The sequence below is a fragment of the Mycolicibacterium holsaticum DSM 44478 = JCM 12374 genome (assembly GCF_019645835.1).
GTDB classification, from domain to species: domain Bacteria; phylum Actinomycetota; class Actinomycetes; order Mycobacteriales; family Mycobacteriaceae; genus Mycobacterium; species Mycobacterium holsaticum.
The window spans coordinates 3017842-3032556 of the sequence record NZ_CP080998.1 but is presented as its reverse complement, the minus strand read 5'-3'; the positions used below and the strand labels follow the sequence as shown (position 1 = coordinate 3032556).

Genomic DNA, 14715 nt, shown 5'->3' with positions numbered 1-14715 from the left:
GCGATGCGCGCTTGGCTATTCGCCATCGGGCAGCGCCGCACGGGTGGTCAGTTCATCGTCGGCGAGCGTGAAGTAGTTCTCCTCTTCCTGCAGGAAGTGCAGCCGAAGTATGGCGTGCAGTCCGTAAAGGCACGCGAGAAGGTCATCACGTTGCTCGGGTTGGATGCCGTTGCTCGCCCGGGCTAGTTCGACGTGGGCGCCGATCCGATCCGACAGCCGGCGGATCTCGGCATGCGTTCTGCTCATGGTGGCCGTGGCTTCATCGCTGCCGAGTGGGCGGGCCAGCGCCGGGTAAAGCCCGGTCTCCTCGGCCTGTTCGTGCGGCAGAATTCGGTCCTGAAGAAAGCTGTGGGCACGGATCACCGCGTCCAGTGCGGCGGAGTCGGTGCCCGTGACCAATCGGTCTGCTGCATCACGAAGCAGATCGATGCTCTCGCGCAGTTCGTCGTGCTCGGCCGCGAACTGCCGCAACATGTCTTCGGTGCCGGCCGGCAACTCGACCTCGTTCGCGGGGTTACCGCGCAACGCGCGCAGTGCGTTGAGGATGACCGCCACGTCGATCCCCTCCTGAAGCAGCGCACCGGGCGCGGGCGGTAGCCAACCGAGGGCAGCGATGGACATGGCCGCCAGCGACAGTGCCATACCGACGACCGCGCTCTGAACCGCGATGCGCCGTGACCACCTGGCGATGTCCATGGCGTCGGCGAGGCGATCGAGGCGATCGGTGGTCAAGACGATGTCACTGGCTTCCGAGGACGCCGTCGCACCCCGAGCCCCCATCGCGACACCGACCGTGGCCGCCGCGAGCGCCGGGGCGTCGTTGATGCCATCACCCACCATCACGGTGACCGCACGCCGTTTCTCGTCCCGCACCGCAGCCACCTTGTCGGCGGGGCTCTGCTGGGCATAAACGTCGTCGAGTCCGAGCACCGTCGCGACCTCGCGCGCGGGTTCGGCGCGGTCGCCGGTCAGCATCACCAGCCGGTCGAGTCCGGCCGACCGCAGTCGGCGCATCGTGCGCGGCGCGTCCCGGCGCAGCGGGTCGCGAAGCAGTATCGCGCCGGCCGGGGAGTCGTCGATGCACACCCACGCGATGGCGGCAGAGTCCAGCGTCGCCCGGTTCTCCGCTGCTCGCGCCCAGTCCACGTCGCTGACCGAACTGCCCAGTTTGCCGACTTCGACGCGGTGACCATCGACCATGCCGGTGACGCCGCGCCCGGCCGTCTCGGTCACGTCGGTCGGCAACACGGGTTGCAGCCCCCGGGCCAGGGCTTCGGTGACGATCGCTTCGGCGAGCACGTGTGGGGAGATCTGATCGACCGACGCCGCCAACCGAAGGATTTCCCCGGCGTGCTGATCCGGCGCGACCAACACGTCGACAACGACCGGGCGGCCCATTGTCAGGGTGCCGGTCTTGTCCAGCACGAGAGTCTTCGCACTGCCCAGTGCCTCCAGCGCGCCACCGCTGCGCACGACAACGCCGCGCCGGGACGCCCGCGACAGCCCCGACACGATCGCCACCGGCGCGGCGAGCAGCAGCGGGCACGGTGTGGCGACCACGAGGACAGCGACGGCGCGTACCGCAGACCCGGTCGCGAGCCAGGCACCCCCGGCAACGACGAGGGTCAGGGGTAGGAACCAGGCCGCGTACCGGTCGGCCAGCCGCACGATCGGGGCGGTCTCCGCGCGCGCCTCCTCGGCGAGCCGCACGATGCCCGCGTATGTGCTGTCTTTCGCGGTCGCGGTGGCGCGAACCTCGAACGGGCCACCCGCGTTCACCACGCCGCTGCGAACCGGCTCCCCGCGGCGACGCTCCACCTGCATGGATTCACCGGTGAGCACCGATTCGTCCAACAACGCCAGCGCATCGGCGACGCGACCGTCGACGGGCACGGTTTCGCCGGGGCCGACGACCAGAAGGTCGTCGACCGCGACGTCTGCGATGGGGACGACCCGGACTTCGGTTCCGATGCGGCGGCGGGCGAACCGGGGTGCGTGTTCGAGTAATGACCGCAGGTCGCGAGAGGCGCGTTGGGCCGCAGCGGCTTCCAGAGCGCGCCCCCCGGCCAGCATCACCGCGATCAGTGCGCCGGCCAGATACTCCCCGACGAGCAGGGTGCCGACCAACGACAGCACCGCGATGACGTCGACGCCGAGACTTCCGCGCCGCAGCGCCGACAACACCCACAGCAGTGCGGGGACCACAGCGACCGATGTGCCGACGATCCAACTGACATCGGCGGCATCGCGCAGCCCGATCAGCCAGAGGACGGCGCCGACCAGCAACGCGCCGAAGGTGAGGACCACCAGAACCGGCTCGCGCAAAGACCGCCACCGCGCGGTGGTCGGAACGTTTCGCTCCGTATCGTCCATGTCGCCGTCCTCGATGACAGCGTACGCGGGCCAGGCCCATGCACCCGGGTGATAAGTCCTTCGCTATCCGGGCCGAAAGGCCCTATGACCGTCGGCCTCGAATGCCAACTCTGGGAGGTGTTTGCGATCGCCGTCTTCGCTCGGCCGTGGCGGGCGCGACGACGCGCCATCGGGGGCGCTTCGCGAAAGGCCGTTCGTGGGAGCTGACGGACACGAACCGGGTCCGACGGTGTTGACCGCACAGCGGGTCGCGGCGGCTCCGGTCGACGAGGTGATGGGCTGGCTCAACAGTTCGGCCGGCGGATTGTCCAACGCCGACGCGATTATGCGGCTTGACCGGTTCGGCGCCAACGCCGTTCGAACACACCGCGTCAGCGCGCTGGCGGTGTTGGGACGCCAACTGCGCAACGCCGTTTTGCTTCTGCTCGCCGGCACCGCCCTGGTCTCGTACTTCCTCGGCGACCGTGCGCAGGCGATCATCATCGCCTCCATCCTTGCCGCCAGCATCGCGGCGCGCCGGATACATCGGCGTGCCGCATGTTTCAGCCATTCGGATCCGGCCACCGAAGTTCAGGTCGGCGCCCCGACCGGATAACCGATGTCGTTGGTGACCAGACGGCGCTGAACTGACGAATACCGTCAGAGCGCGGGACTTTGGTCCCTATGGCAGACCCCGCATCAGTGGTCAGATAAGCCCTAGATGGCCGCAGTTTCGTCATCTTCGACATGGGTGGGCTCCAAAGGGGCTCCAAAGGAGGTGTGCGATGAGCACTCCACAGCAGTCCGAGGGCAGGACACGCACGTTCGCCCGCGTGCTCGGCCCGTACCTGGCGTTTGCCACCATCGTGGCGCTGATCCGCGCATCGCAGATGCCCACGCTGATGTCCGAGTTCCGTGCGAACACGGTGTGGGCGTGGGTGACTGGCGTGTTTGTCCTGTTGGCCGGCCTCATCGTGATCGCCCTGCATCCCTACTGGCGGGGTGTCCCGGCGATCATCGTGTCGATCCTCGGCGTGCTGACCACCCTCAAGGGCGCGCTCCTGCTGGCGATTCCTCAGACCTACCTGTCTGCGGCGGACTCCATGCTCGACGGAGGCGGTTGGTGGAAGGCCGTCTTCGCGGTCATGGCGGTCGTCGGACTGTACCTGACCTATGTGGGGTGGGCCCCGACACGGACTCCGTCGACGACCCAAGCGGAAAGCTCGGCCCCTGATCTGTCCGCCGCCGCCTGACCGGGGCGTGACCACACGACCTGCCCGGTGGTGAACTGTGATGGCTGATTCACTGACCAGCAGCGACGCTTTCATGTGGCGGATCGAGGACGATCCGCGCTTGCGGTCAACGATCGTCGTGCTCACATTGCTTGACCGGTGTCCGGATTGGCCCCAGTTGGTCGACCGGTTCGAAAGGTTGAGCCGGACCGCACCCAGGTTTCGACAGCGGGTGGTGCCCTCAGCGCCTCTACTCCCACCACGGTGGGAGACCGTTTCGGACTTCGATGTCGGCTTTCATTTACGGCGCGTCAGCGCTCCCGGCTCCGGGAGCGCCGAGGAACTGCTCGAACTGGCCCGGGTGGCGGCGATGGCCGACTTCGACCGGGCCCGTCCGCTCTGGGACGCCACGTTGGTCGACGGATTGTCCGACGGCGGCGCTGCGGTGCTGGCCAGGTTCAACCATGCGCTGTCCGACGGCGTCGGCGCAGTCGAGATAGCGCGAATCCTGTACGACCTCAAGGAACGTCCTGAGCGCCGAGGTTCGTTGCCTGAGGCGCCGAAACCGGCGGCGGCGCAGCGGTTCGGTGGGCTGCGCGCCGTGATGGACTACCCCGCGCGCATCATCGGCGCGGCGTTGTCGGCGCCCGTCAAAGCGGTTCCGGCCGTGGCGAACGCTGTTCGCCGGCCCGTGGACACCGTTGCGGCGGGCGGTTCGACGGTGGCTTCCATCTACCGGACGGCTCGACCCATCAGCAAACCCGGATCACCGATCATGCGGGACCGCAACCTGATCCGTCGCGTTTTCACATACGAAGTACCCAAGTCTGCGCTCAGTCGGGCCGGTCGCCTCGGCGGCGGTTCGTTGAACGACGCGTTCATCGCCGCGGTCGCCGGCGGACTTCGCGCCTATCATGAAATGCACGATGCGGCTGTCCGCGATCTGGTCTTCTCGATGCCGATCAATGTCCGTACCGCGGCCGATCCCATCGGTGGTAACCGGGCGACCCTGATACGGTTCGCTGTCCCGGTGGACATCGTCGATCCCAGCGAACGGATCCAGGTGATCCACGCGCAGACCGGTAGGGCGCGCAACGAGAAATCCCTGGCCCATACCGGGTTGATCGCAGGGGCCCTGAACCTGATGCCACGTTCCTACGTGGGTTCGGCGTTGCGGCATGTCGACGTCATCGCGAGCAACGTGCCGGGGTTCCCCGTGCCGGTGTACTTCGCCGGGGCACCGGTACGGATGCAATACGCGTTTTCGCCGACGATCGGTGCGGCGTTGAACATCACGTTGCTGTCCTACGGTGACATCTGTGGGTTCGGAATCAACATCGACGGCGGCGCGGTTCCCGACCACCACGAACTCTACAAATGCCTCGTCGCGGGATTCGCCGAAGTCCTCGCCCTCACGTGAGCGCTGCCGCCAACAGCACTCGTCGCTCGGCGGCGGCCACCACACGCCGTGCCGCTGCGGCAGCGTCAGGGTTGACAGACACCGAGGTGATACCCATCCGCACAAGGTGTTCGGCGAATGCCGGATTCGTAGACGGCGCCTGCCCGCACAGCGACGACGTGACACCGAATTTGCGTGCTGTGCCGATGATCTGACCGATCGCGTCAAGCACTGCGGGGTCGGATTCGTCGAACAGTTCGGCGCAGATATCGGAGTCGCGGTCGACACCGAGTACCAACTGGGTGAGATCGTTGCTGCCGATGGACACCCCGTCGATGCCCATGCCGATGTATTCCGGCAGCCAGTGCACGACCGACGGAACCTCGGCCATCACCCAGCGATGCAAGCCGCGTTGGCGGCCCAGCGGGCTCGCATCGATGAGTGACAGGCATTCCTCGAGTTCCCACCGGGTGCGCACGAACGGGATCATCACGTGCACGTTGGGGGATTGCTCGCGAACCCGGGCCAGCGCCTCGAGCTCAACTGCGAACACGTCCGGTTCCTTGATGTACCGGTAGCAGCCCCGGTACCCGATCATCGGGTTGTGCTCTTCGGGCTCGTAGGCCCGCCCGCCGCGTAGCCCGCGGAACTCGTTCGTGCGGAAATCGGTGGTGCGGTAGATGACCGGGCGCGGCGCGAACGCCGCCCCGATGCGACCGACCGATGTGACCATCGCGTCGACCAGGCTGCCTTGTTCACCGTGCGCGATGAGGTCGCGCGGGTGCCGGCCCGAAAGCGCTTCCGTCAGCATGAACTCGGCCCGCAGCAGACCAACCCCGTCCACCGGTTGTGCCGCAACGGATTCAGCGGAGTCGGGTATCGCCAAGTTCACGTAGATCTTTGTGCCGGTCACCTCGCTGGCCGGTTCGGCCGGTGTTGCGCGCTGCGTGACGGTGGCGGTGGATGTGGCTGTCTGCAGGTGACCCGCCAGCACCCGGCCCTGGTTTCCGTCGACGGTCACGGTGGTGCCCTCGTGCAGGTCCGTCGTGGCCGAACGCGTTCCGACCACGCACGGAACTTTCAGTTCTCGGGCCACAATCGCGGCGTGGCAGGTCATTCCGCCGGTGTCGGTGACCAGCGCGGCGGCGCGACGAATGGTGGGCAGCCAGTCCGGATTGGTCATCTGGGCGACCAGGATCTCGCCGTCCTGCAACAGGCTGCCCTGATCCGGGCTCTCCAGCACGCGTACCGAACCTGATGCCAGCCCGGGCGCCGCGGCCAGACCGCGAGCGAGGACGGGGTGCTCCTCGGATATCGATGCCGGCGGATGGTCCAGCGTCGTGATCGGACGCGCCTGCACCAGGTACGCCAGGCCGTCCTCGATTGCCCACTCGGTGTCCTGTGGGCATCCGTTGTGCCGCTCGATCGCGATCGCCAGTTCGGCGATGCGGCGCAGTTCGTCGTCGTCGAGGACACGGGCCGCGGCCTGGTCCTGGGCCAGTTCGACTTCGGTGTCGTGGCCATCGGGACCGCGGATGATCTTGAACGCCTTATGGCCGATGCGGACGTCGAGCACGCGCAGGGTGTCCTTGGCCACGACGTAGGTATCGGGATTGACCGAGCCGGACACCACCACCTCGCCCAGCCCGAACGCACCTTCGATGACGACCCGGTCCTGTGCACCTGTACTCGGGTCGGCAGTGAACGCGACCCCCGCCTTCTCCGAGTTGATCATTTTCTGGACCACCACCGCCATCGCCGGTTCCCCGGTGATTCCGCGGCTGGCCCGGTAGGTGATGACGCGCGGGGAGAACAACGACATCCAGCACTTCTGGATGGCGTCGATCAGCGCGTTTTCGCCAAGGACGTTGGTGATCGTCCGGTTCATGCCGGCGAACGACGCGTCGCGGCTGTCCTCCCCGGTAGCCGACGAGCGCACCGCCACCACGGTGTCCGCACCGAGCGCGCGATACGCGGCGAGCACCGCCTCGTGCACGTGCTCGGCGATGCCGGCCTTGTGGACCAGGGCCTGCAGGCGTTCGCACAATTCGGTCAGGCGGAACGTGTCGGCAACAGTGCCGATCGCTTCACGGTGAAGGGCGGCGATTTCGGCGTCGACGCCGCCGGCCCGCATCGAATCGCGGTAGCAGTGTCGGAGGAGGACAAAGCCCGGTGGAACCGGGAGGTCGGCAGCCACCAGTTCGCCCATATTGGCCCCTTTACCGCCCGCATCGTCGGCGTCGGCGATCCTGAGGGCCGCGATGTCACGGACGTAGGTTCTGCTTTGCATGACATCTATCGTGTGGTGCGGTGGGGCGTCGGTAAAGCGTCGGAGGGCCATTGGTCAAAGGACATTGGTCACCCGCCTCGTGGTCGTAGGACCCTTGCCGCCGCTCGGGGAGTCCAGCAGCCTCACTGCAAGGACATCGAGAGGACGGCATCGGGATGAAGACGCCGGTGACCATCGACCCACGTCGACACGATGCGGTCATCTTCGACCTCGATGGTGTGGTTACCGACACCGCGTCGATGCCCAGCGTGGCACGGAAGAGCGTGTTCGATTCGACGGTCGAACTCGTTCGGCGGCTTGCGGCGGCCGGGGTCAGGACCGCGCTCTGCTCGTCCAGCGGGGACAGTGAACACGTTGCGAGGTTGGCCGGACTCGGTGATCTGTTCACGGACGGCCCGACCGCGGACGCGCTCGGGTTTTCCGGCGCGCCCGATCCGGCCGTGTTCCTGGAGGCGGCCCGGCGAGTTGGCGCCGAGGCGGCACGCACGGTCGTGATCGGCAGCGACGTGGCTGCCGCGCAGGCGGCCCGGTCCGGCGGTTTCGCCATGGTCGTCGCCGTCGCCCGGGGTGGCAAATTCACCGGGCCCCTCGAGTCGGAGGCCGATGCCGTGGTCGCCGACCTCGCCGAGATCCAGTTGCGCACCGGCGACAAACGCGTGTCGCAGTTGCCCAACGGGCTGAACTCCTACGGCCAGTTGATCGGTATTCTCAGCGGCCGCCTGCCGATCGTCTGCCTCGGGTTTGACGGCACGTTGTCGGTGACCGGTGCGGATCCCGAGCCCGCAAGCCTCGACGACGGAGCGGTCACGTCCCTGGCACGCCTGGCTGCGCGATGTCCGGTAGTCATCCTGAGCGATCGGGACGCGGCCGACCTCCGCCAGCGGGTCAACCTCCCCGAGGTCTGGTACGCCGGCAGCCACGGCTTCGAACTGGTTGGCCCGAACGGTATTCGGTATCAGATGGAAGCGGCGGTCGCGGCGTCGCCCGCTTTGACGGAAGCCGCCGCCGAACTGCGCGCTGAGCTCAAAGCGGTGTCGGGGGTGCACGTCGAGCGCAAGCGGTTTTCGATCGCTGTGCACTACGCCACGGTCGCCCCCGAACAAGCGGGCGACGTTGTCGCGGTGACCCGTCGGCGCGGCGGTCAGCATGGCCTTCGGGTGACGGACGGACCCAAGGTGATCGAGTTGTGGCCAAACGTCGAGTGGGACAAGGGTGCCGCGCTCACCTGGATCTGTAAGCGGATCAACCCGCCGGAACGGGTCGTGCCGGTCTACGTCGGCGCCGACCCCACCGATGAGGCTGCGTTCGACGCGGTTCGATTCAACGGTATCGGGATCGTGGTGCGTCACGAAGGGGCCGGCGGTCGGCTAACCGCCGCCCAGTTCGTTCTCGATGGCTTCGCCGAGGTCCAGTCTTTCCTGCAACGCGGCGGCAACTGGCTGACCTACGAGCAGCAGAACTCAGACACGGCTTGGACCTACACCTTCGACGGCTATGAACCTGCCACCGAAAAACTTCGGGAAGCCTTGTGCACGGTCGGCAACGGCTACTTCGCGACCAGGGGCGCCGCCCCGGAATCGCAAGCGGGGCAGGTGCATTACCCGGCCACCTACGCCGCCGGGGTGTTCAACCGGCTCGAGGACCTCGTTGGCGGCAGCAAGATCGACAACGAAAGCATCGTCAACCTACCCAACTGGCTGCCGTTGACGTTCCGCATCGATGCGGGTGAGTGGTTCGACGTCGATGCGGTCGAGCTGCTGTCGTACCGCCAGACCCTGAACCTGCGCGAAGCGGTGCTGACCCGGGAGCTGCGTTTCCGCGACGACGCCGGGAGGACCACCCGGTTGACCCAGCAGCGTTTCGTGGCCATGCACGCCGCACACATCGCTGCGCTGCAGACTGTCATCGTGGCCGAGGACTGGTCAGGGACGGTCCAGCTTCGGTCGACGCTGGACGGCAACGTCCGCAACTCATTGGTCGAACGCTATCGGGGGCTGGCCAGCACGCACCTGAACCTCGTGGGCACCCGCGCACTGTCCGAGGATTCAGTGTTGATGACGGCCGAGACGACCCAGTCACACCTCGCGGTGGCGTTAGCCGCCCGGACCACCGTTTGGCACGGCGAAAAGCCCGCTCCGGCAATGTATCGACGCGTCGATGAGGAGTTCGAGGTCGGGCACGAAATCTTCACCGACCTCAAACCGGGGCAGGCGCTGACGATCGAAAAGACCGTCAGCCTGGTGACCGGACGGGACGTCGCCACATCTGAACCGGCCACCGGCGCCGAACGAAGGCTCGAGCGTCAGCAGCGGTTCTCCGCGATGCGCGATGCGCACGTGCTCGCGTGGGCGCACCTGTGGGAGCGACTTTCGATCGAGTTCGAGGGCCACGCGGACGCGCTACGTATCCTGCGGCTGCATCTGCTTCATCTGCTTCAGACCGTCTCCTATCACAGCGAGGACCTCGACGTCGGCGTTCCCGCGCGCGGGCTGCACGGTGAGGCCTACCGCGGCCACGTGTTCTGGGATGAGCTGTTCATCTTCCCGGTGCTCAACCTGAGGTGCCCGGCCATCACCCGGTCGATGCTGCGGTACCGCTACCGACGGTTGCCGGAGGCTCGGCGCGCTGCCAATTTGGCCGGCTACTCCGGGGCGATGTTCCCATGGCAGTCGGGCAGCGACGGTCGCGAAGAAAGCCAGGCCATGCATCTGAATCCGTTGTCGGGCCGGTGGAATCCCGATCCCAGCCATCGCGCGCACCATATCGGTCTCGCGGTCGCCTACAACGTGTGGCAGTTCTATCAAGTTACCGGCGATCTGCCATACCTGATCGACTACGGCGCCGAGATGCTGGTGGAAATCGCTCGATTCTGGGTCAGCAGAACGACATACGACACGAACCGCGACCGTTTCGATATCCGCGGCGTCATCGGGCCCGACGAGTTCCATACCGGCTGTTCCGACCGGAAGTATGACGGAGTCGACAACAACGCCTATACAAACGTGATGGCGGTGTGGGTCATCCTGCGCGCCATTGATGCACTCGAGTCGGTGCCCCTGCCGAACCGGTTGGATCTGCGCGAAAAGCTCGCGCTGACCACCGAGGAACTCGAGCACTGGGATCACGTCAGCCGACGCATGTTCGTGCCGTTCCACGACGGCATCATCAGCCAGTTCGAAGGCTATGCGGATTTGACGGAGTTGGACTGGACTTCCTACCGGAAGCGGTACGGCGACATCCGCCGGCTGGACCGGATCCTGGAGGCCGAGGGCGACGACGTCAACGGTTACAAGGCGTCCAAGCAGGCTGACGCGTTGATGTTGCTCTACCTGTTGTCTTCCGACGAACTCTGTGCGTTGCTGACCCGGCTCGACTACCGCTTCGCTCCCGGGCAGATCCCGCAAATGGTCGACTACTACCTGGCCAGGACGTCGCATGGATCGACCCTCAGCGCCGTCGTGCACAGCTGGGTGCTGGCCCGGGCGAATCGCGATCATGCGATGGGGTTCTTCGAGCAGGTCCTCAAGTCCGATGTCGCCGACATTCAGGGCGGCACCACCTCCGAGGGAATCCATCTGGCGGCGATGGCAGGCAGCGTGGACCTCATCCAACGGTGCTTCACCGGGTTGGAGACCCGCGACGATCGGCTGATCCTGGCGCCGAACTGGCCGGAATCTCTTGGCGCGCTGGGCTTCCCGATCCACTATCGCGGGCATCGGGTCCATGTGCGCGTGAGCGGCAAGGGCGCAGAGGTCAGCGTCGATCCGCGAGACGTTGCTCCGCTGGTCATCGAATGCCGTGGCCGGGTTGAGCAGCTGGACCCAGGCTCGACAGTCCGATTTCCCAGCCGCTTCTGACGTCAACCGGCCCGATGGGACTCCGCACGCAGCGCCGAACCTTGGGCTCTTCGTTTGACAGCCAACAAGGTTCGCCGCACGACCAGCGCGGTCAGTGGCCCAGCCAGCTCGGCGAGGATCACGTCACCTGGATGGCGAAGTTGCGCGCGCGTGCGAACCAGCACCCGGCACCGGTCCTGCCAGTGCGGCTGCACATGAACCGACCACACCGCCTCCCACGGGAAACCCGGCCGGGTGCCGCGCAACACGACGGCTTCACCAGCGATGACCTGCACCACCGACATGCTCAGGCGGTTCCGCAGACCCGGCCATCGCGTCGGCGCCAGGTGCACGACGTCACCCGGCTGCAGCCCTTGCCGCGCCGGATCGATCCGGTCGGCGTCGCGGTGGCCGATCTGCACCAGCCACGGCCACACGTCAGAATCCGAGGCATCGATCCACACCCCTTCGGTGGAGCGGACCGACGGCTGCCGGATCAATTCGTCCCCGGGCAGCCACCGTTGGCACTCTTCCTTGGTGGTGCCCCAGTTGCGGTAATAACGGCGTGTCGCGTAAAGCAGGGCGGCGGCAGCTGCGATCCGCACCGCCACCCGGATCGTGCCGGTCGTCATATCTCAACCTTGACGCGGGTGCAACTGTTTGGTTAGGGCCGGAAGTCCCGGATATCGCCGGTGCAAGGGGACTTTCGGCCGGTTGCCCGGCGATCGGCAAGGGGTAAGTTCGCGATCATGGTTACAACGCCGCAGCCCATCTCGATTCTGTCGGTATCCGATTGCTGGAATCTGCTGTCGAGCGTTTCCCTCGGTCGGCTGGTGACCAGTGTCGATGGTCAGCCGGAGATCTTCCCGGTCAACTTCGTCGTCCAGCACCGTACGATCTTGTTCCGCACCGCGGAGGGGACAAAGCTGATCAGTTCGGCGATCAACGACCGGGTGTTGTTCGAGGCCGATGACCACAACGTGTCCGAAGGCTGGAGCGTCATCGTGAAGGGCTCGGCGCGCTCACTTCGTTCGGCCGACGAACTGGCCGAGGCGGAACGCGGGCAGTTGCTTCCCTGGACGGCCACGGCCAAGCAGCACTACGTGCGCATCCTCCCGCTGAGCGTCACCGGCCGTCGATTTGTCTTCGGCGCCGAGCCCGACAGCTGAACCGGCGGAGTCCGCCGTCGCTCGGACCGCAGACTCCAACGAAGTGCTCTATCGGCCCGGGACTTCGGTCCCTAGCGGGCCGCCTCGGCGCGGTGGTCGAATTCGTATCACGGAAGTTCGCGCCATATCCAGGAGGCAGTCATGAGCAAACTTCCCACGCAGTACCATCCGCGGTCGCGATGGCCGGATTTCGCGGAGCTGTTCTCGTACGGTTCGTTTCTGCGGTCGGTGACGTTGCCTGCGGGCGCCGACGAGAACGCCATCAAGGCCAGCTACGACAAGGGCATTCTGACCGTGTCGGTGCCGATCGCCAAGGCGGCCGAGCCGGCCGAGAAGCGGGTCGCAGTGGAGACCAAGAAGTAGCCGACCGTGATGACGCGAGCAACCGAACCACAGCGGAGCGCGCCCGGGCGGGTTTTCCGTAACCGCCGCGAAGCGGGCCAGATACTGGCCGAACTGCTTGGCGCCTACCGGGGTCGTAAGGACGTCGTGGTGCTGGGGCTGGCTCGTGGTGGCGTTCCCGTCGCGTGGGAAGTCGCCGCCGCGCTCGGCGCCCCACTCGATGCATTCATCGTGCGCAAGCTGGGCGCACCGGGCCACGAAGAGTTCGCCATGGGTGCGCTGGCCAGCGGCGGTCGGGTCGTCGTCAATGACGATGTGCTGCGGGCCTTGCGCATCACGCCCCAGCAACTGCGCGACGTCGCCGAACGCGAAGGCCGCGAACTGATCCGCCGCGAGTCCGCCTATCGAGGCGGTCGTGCGCCGATGGACGTTATCGGCAAAGCGGTGATCTTGGTCGACGACGGCCTCGCGACCGGCGCCAGCATGTTCGCCGCGGTGCAGGCGCTGCGGGACGCAGATGCCAAGGAGATCGTGATCGCAGTTCCGGCGGCACCGGAGTCGACCTGCCGGCAATTCGCCGGAATGGTCGACAGCGTGGTCTGCGCGACGATGCCCACACCGTTTCGCGCGGTGGGCGAGTGGTACTGGGACTTCCGTCAGGTCGACGATCAGGAGGTGCGTGACCTGCTCGCCACTTCGACTACGGGACCGGCGGTGTCCGAAACCGCGCCGCCCGTATCGGTTACAGCTGCGATCCGCAGCGCTGCAGTCGACGCCCCCGCCGGTATGCCGCCAACAGAAGCGCTGGAGGAGATCATCGGCGATGCGCGGGTGGTCCTGATCGGTGAGAGTTCGCATGGCACAGACGAGTTCTACGCGGCACGCGCGCAAATCACCAAGTGGCTCATCGAGGAAAAGGGCTTCTGTGCTGTGGCGGCCGAGGCGGATTGGCCCGACGCCTACCGCGTCAACCGCTACGTGCGAGGGCTGGGCGACGACACGTCGGCCGAGGAAGCGCTTCGTGGCTTCGAGCGGTTCCCGGCGTGGATGTGGCGCAATGTGGTGGTCCGGGATTTCGTGGACTGGTTGCATGCCCACAACCAACGGCGCCGATCGGACGCCGGTCGGCAGACCGGGTTCTATGGTCTGGATCTGTACAGCCTGCATCGGTCGATGCAGGAGGTGATCGGCTACCTGGACCAGGTCGACCCGCGCGCCGCGGCGCGCGCGCGTGACCGCTACGCATGCTTCGACCACACCTCGGCCGACGACGGCCAAGCCTACGGTTTCGCCGCAGCCTTCGGCGCCGGCTTGTCTTGTGAGAGACAGGCGGTGGACCAGTTGGTGGAGATGCAGCGCAACGCGTTCGACTACGCGCGCCGCGACGGACTGCTCGCCGAAGACGAGGTGTTCTACGCCCAGCAGAACGCGCAAACGGTCCGCAACGCCGAGGCTTATTACCGCGCGATGTTCAGCGGGCGGGTCACCTCGTGGAATCTTCGTGATCAGCACATGGCTCAGACCCTGCAGGCATTGCTCGCTCATCTGGACCGTCATGAGGAGCAAGAACCGGCGCGGATCGTGGTCTGGGCGCACAACTCGCACGTCGGCGACGCGCGGGCAACCGAGGTGGCCGGTGACGGCCAGCTGACATTGGGGCAGCTGGCGCGAGAGCAGTACGGCGGCGACAGCCGGCTGATCGGGTTCACGACCTACGCCGGTACGGTCACGGCCGCTAGTGAGTGGGGCGGAATCGCTGAGCGAAAGGTTGTCAGGCGCGCCCTGAACGGCAGCGTGGAGGAGCTGTTCCATGAAACCGGTACCCCCGAATTCCTGGTTTCGGCGATGATCAGCCGGTCGGCCGCCGAACCACTGGATGTCGTACGGTTGGGCCGTGCCATCGGCGTGATCTACCTTCCCGAAACCGAACGGCAGAGCCACTACTACCACGTGCGTCCCTCAGAACAGTTCGACGCCATCATCCACATCGACAACACGCGTGCGCTCGAACCGCTCGAGGTCTCCAGCCTCTGGGTGGCCGGTGAGACGCCGGAGACCTATCCCACCGGGCTGTAACCGAGAACGGAGCGACGCA

The 14715-nt window shown here is 66.4% G+C and carries 9 protein-coding genes and 1 pseudogene; 7 read left to right on the top strand and 3 right to left on the bottom strand.

Annotated elements, in window-relative coordinates:
• Positions 1-15: 15 nt before the first annotated feature.
• A complete protein-coding gene (locus tag K3U96_RS14595; protein WP_220690172.1) occupies positions 16-2373 on the bottom strand; it encodes a heavy metal translocating P-type ATPase in 2358 nt (785 codons plus the stop codon).
• A gap of 196 nt (positions 2374-2569) precedes the next feature.
• Here K3U96_RS14595 and K3U96_RS26920 point away from each other — a divergent pair, with 196 nt between their 5' ends.
• From K3U96_RS26920 to K3U96_RS14580, 3 genes are all read left to right on the top strand, one after another.
• Positions 2570-2968: a cation-transporting P-type ATPase gene (locus K3U96_RS26920; RefSeq protein WP_308206809.1), complete on the top strand. Its 399-nt coding sequence runs from the start codon at positions 2570-2572 to the stop codon at positions 2966-2968.
• A 169-nt stretch (positions 2969-3137) separates the two neighbouring features.
• Positions 3138-3605, top strand: a complete 468-nt coding sequence (locus K3U96_RS14585; protein WP_220690170.1) for a hypothetical protein — start codon at positions 3138-3140, stop codon at positions 3603-3605.
• 40 nt (positions 3606-3645) lie between these two features.
• Entirely contained in the window at positions 3646-5004 is a 1359-nt protein-coding gene (locus K3U96_RS14580) for a wax ester/triacylglycerol synthase domain-containing protein (RefSeq protein ID WP_220690169.1), read from the top strand.
• Here the strand turns inward: K3U96_RS14580 and ppsA are convergent.
• Positions 4997-7273, bottom strand: coding sequence for a phosphoenolpyruvate synthase (ppsA, locus tag K3U96_RS14575; protein ID WP_220690168.1), 2277 nt, complete (start codon positions 7271-7273; stop codon positions 4997-4999). The genes K3U96_RS14580 and ppsA overlap by 8 nt on opposite strands.
• 155 nt (positions 7274-7428) lie before the next feature.
• Between ppsA and otsB the strand changes: the two genes are divergently transcribed.
• Positions 7429-11130, top strand: a complete 3702-nt coding sequence (otsB, locus tag K3U96_RS14570) for a trehalose-phosphatase (protein WP_220690167.1) — start codon at positions 7429-7431, stop codon at positions 11128-11130.
• A gap of 2 nt (positions 11131-11132) precedes the next feature.
• Here the strand turns inward: otsB and K3U96_RS14565 are convergent, their stop codons facing one another.
• A complete protein-coding gene (locus K3U96_RS14565; protein WP_220690166.1) occupies positions 11133-11741 on the bottom strand; it encodes an SRPBCC family protein in 609 nt (202 codons plus the stop codon).
• A gap of 117 nt (positions 11742-11858) precedes the next feature.
• On the opposite strand from K3U96_RS14565, the gene K3U96_RS14560 reads away from it, so the two are divergent.
• The 3 genes and pseudogenes from K3U96_RS14560 to K3U96_RS14550 all read left to right on the top strand — a co-directional run bounded on the left by K3U96_RS14560 (position 11859) and on the right by K3U96_RS14550 (position 14696).
• Positions 11859-12278, top strand: coding sequence for a pyridoxamine 5'-phosphate oxidase family protein (locus K3U96_RS14560; RefSeq protein WP_220690165.1), 420 nt, complete (start codon positions 11859-11861; stop codon positions 12276-12278).
• Between the two features lie 201 nt (positions 12279-12479).
• Positions 12480-12641 (top strand): annotated as a pseudogene (locus K3U96_RS14555) (Hsp20/alpha crystallin family protein); the annotation flags it as partial.
• 9 nt (positions 12642-12650) lie between these two features.
• Positions 12651-14696, top strand: a complete 2046-nt coding sequence (locus tag K3U96_RS14550) for an erythromycin esterase family protein (RefSeq protein WP_220693531.1) — start codon at positions 12651-12653, stop codon at positions 14694-14696.
• Positions 14697-14715 lie beyond the last annotated feature (19 nt).

Bases quoted from the DNA above. Each gene is read 5' to 3' on its own strand.
- K3U96_RS14595 (WP_220690172.1), bottom strand. From the start codon at position 2,373: ATGGACGATACGGAGCGAAACGTTCCGACCACCGCGCGGTGGCGGTCT.
- K3U96_RS14585 (WP_220690170.1), top strand. From the start codon at position 3,138: ATGAGCACTCCACAGCAGTCCGAGGGCAGGACACGCACGTTCGCCCGC.
- K3U96_RS14580 (WP_220690169.1), top strand. From the start codon at position 3,646: ATGGCTGATTCACTGACCAGCAGCGACGCTTTCATGTGGCGGATCGAG.
- ppsA (WP_220690168.1), bottom strand. From the start codon at position 7,273: ATGCAAAGCAGAACCTACGTCCGTGACATCGCGGCCCTCAGGATCGCC.
- otsB (WP_220690167.1), top strand. From the start codon at position 7,429: ATGAAGACGCCGGTGACCATCGACCCACGTCGACACGATGCGGTCATC.
- K3U96_RS14565 (WP_220690166.1), bottom strand. From the start codon at position 11,741: ATGACGACCGGCACGATCCGGGTGGCGGTGCGGATCGCAGCTGCCGCC.
- K3U96_RS14560 (WP_220690165.1), top strand. From the start codon at position 11,859: ATGGTTACAACGCCGCAGCCCATCTCGATTCTGTCGGTATCCGATTGC.
- K3U96_RS14550 (WP_220693531.1), top strand. From the start codon at position 12,651: ATGACGCGAGCAACCGAACCACAGCGGAGCGCGCCCGGGCGGGTTTTC.